This window comes from Megasphaera sp. AF13-6AC (assembly GCF_027685385.1).
GTDB lineage: Bacteria > Bacillota > Negativicutes > Veillonellales > Megasphaeraceae > Megasphaera > Megasphaera micronuciformis.
In genome coordinates this window covers 1-1,905 of the sequence record NZ_JAQCUN010000157.1, presented here as the reverse complement: position 1 = coordinate 1,905, position 1,905 = coordinate 1, and the positions used below count along the sequence as shown (strand labels likewise).

Annotated in this window: 3 protein-coding genes; all 3 read right to left on the bottom strand. The window is 39.8% G+C overall.

Going from position 1 to position 1,905, the window contains the following annotated elements:
- Positions 1–147: 147 nt before the first annotated feature.
- The 3 genes from PGX78_RS07495 to PGX78_RS07485 all read right to left on the bottom strand — a co-directional run bounded on the left by PGX78_RS07495 (position 148) and on the right by PGX78_RS07485 (position 1,493).
- Positions 148–375 carry a hypothetical protein gene (locus PGX78_RS07495; protein WP_270446258.1) on the bottom strand — a complete coding sequence of 76 codons (228 nt, stop codon included), beginning with the start codon at positions 373–375 and terminating at the stop codon, positions 148–150.
- 517 nt (positions 376–892) lie between these two features.
- Positions 893–1,198, bottom strand: a complete 306-nt coding sequence (locus PGX78_RS07490) for a hypothetical protein (protein WP_270446256.1) — start codon at positions 1,196–1,198, stop codon at positions 893–895.
- 76 nt (positions 1,199–1,274) lie between these two features.
- Positions 1,275–1,493, bottom strand: coding sequence for a hypothetical protein (locus PGX78_RS07485; RefSeq protein WP_270446254.1), 219 nt, complete (start codon positions 1,491–1,493; stop codon positions 1,275–1,277).
- Positions 1,494–1,905: the final 412 nt, after the last annotated feature.

The following is a 1,905-nucleotide window of genomic DNA, read 5'->3' as shown; positions in this document are numbered from 1 at the left end:
TACGCTCGTATAATTATTAAACAAACTTTGTAATTGTTCGATTATTGTGCGAATAATATCCAATTTGGTTTTAAATGAGTCCTTTTGAAAATCCGCATTCACTTTCGCGGCAATCCGTGAGTTATCGTGGTTAAGAGCTTTATTTGTCTAGTTCACAAGAGTTCCAAGTGCCATCAGGGCGGGACCCAAGATGCTGACATCCATTATTCCATCACCCGCTGCTGAGCCAGTATATGCAATTGTTATGTTGTTCTTATCATTTCTCATACGAACCAGTCTGTTGGTATGTTGTACAATCAACACCACTGCTTCATCAAAACCAATATATTGTTCATCCCTCATCTCCTTGATTTTAAGTACAAAAAAAGCACTCATTTCGAATGCTTTAATATACCAACTCCGTTAATTCAGAGTCGTGATATTGGGTAAACCGCCACTTGCGCCTTACCATATATGTGTATATTCTTGCTGCTCTTAAAAAGTCGTCATCTGTAGGGTGTACAGGGTCGAATAAGAATGGAGTTCCTTGCAAAGACTCCGCACCAAACGTATCTTCATACAATTTAACAGCATTCATATATACCGATCTTGCGTCTCCCATTCTATCGCCCTCCTTTATGCTTTTAAAATCAACCCTACAATCAAATGTAACTACTCTTCATCGTCCATATTTTTTTATAAACAACCTTACCATTAATAATCTTTTGCTCTTGTCCGATTTGAGGCTCAAATAATGATTCTAAGCCCATACTCAACGCTTCATATCTCCTTACCGATATAAGGAGATATGAAGCTATCGGCTTTTGTCATTTCTGTATGCCTGTAATTATACCCGGGAAACAAATCCATTAATCGCACAAAATCCTCGCCCTCAGTACACTCTTCTATCCACTTATGAGAAATGCGAAGGGTATCTTTTATAATACTCGACCATATGCCCAATTTCATGAAAAGCGGTTGTTTTTCGCTCTCCATTCATAGCAATGGTCAGGTAATCAGCCTTGAAGTCGCCCGGTAGTTTATCATAATAATATTTACCGTCCCTTGATGCTCCGGGAACAAAGAAACCACGCGTTACCTTTGGCGTAAAGAATTTACGATTATCCTTCTTAACATAATCTAACCAAGCAGAAGGGTATACATCAAATGCACCTTGCAACATTTTTTTGTTAACAGGGTTAGAGCGCTCAGACCACATCGTTTTAGGAATAATTGAGCCAATTTCTCGATATTCACTAAACGCTTTTGCAAGAGCTTCTTTATCACCAACGTTATCAATAATGTTGTTTTTCTACGACCATCTTCCCTAAGTTAATCATATCCTTTGGAGTAGTGTTTTGCAAATCGATATTTTGTATTTGCTCACGCATCATATCCGTTGTAACAGGATCGGCCTTTGCTGTCACAGTAGAAATGCTGCATTTGACCTGCCTCCTTTTCGCATTCTCTTCCTTCGCCTTGCTGATGGTAGTTACTTTCTCCAGCCCTTCCAAACTTGCCGCTATGGTACTTCAGCAACAAGCATGTAGCGGCCACATTATCTCCTACAGCAACTTCATCAAGCTCATATAAATTGCCGTCATAAAATTAATGGACATAGTGAAATATCGCCGACAACCAAAACAAAATCTTCAAGACGAACAATAACCCTAGATAAAGAAACGTTAGCAATCTTAAAGGCTCATAGAAAAATAGTTGACACCAGGCGGTTCCAGCCCTTCGACTGGATCAACAACAATTTGGTTTTCCCCGGCCGTGACGGCGGTCCTCGTAATCCTGACGAGTTAACCAAGGTATCAATAGAATATGCCAAGAAGATAGACGTTCACGGCTTCTTCATGCACGGAACAAGGCATACTCATGCCACATTACTTATTGAAGTCGGCATGAATTTCAAAGTCATCC

Bases quoted from the DNA above. Each gene is read 5' to 3' on its own strand.
- PGX78_RS07490 (WP_270446256.1), bottom strand. From the start codon at position 1,198: ATGTGGTCTGAGCGCTCTAACCCTGTTAACAAAAAAATGTTGCAAGGT.
- PGX78_RS07495 (WP_270446258.1), bottom strand. From the start codon at position 375: ATGAGTGCTTTTTTTGTACTTAAAATCAAGGAGATGAGGGATGAACAA.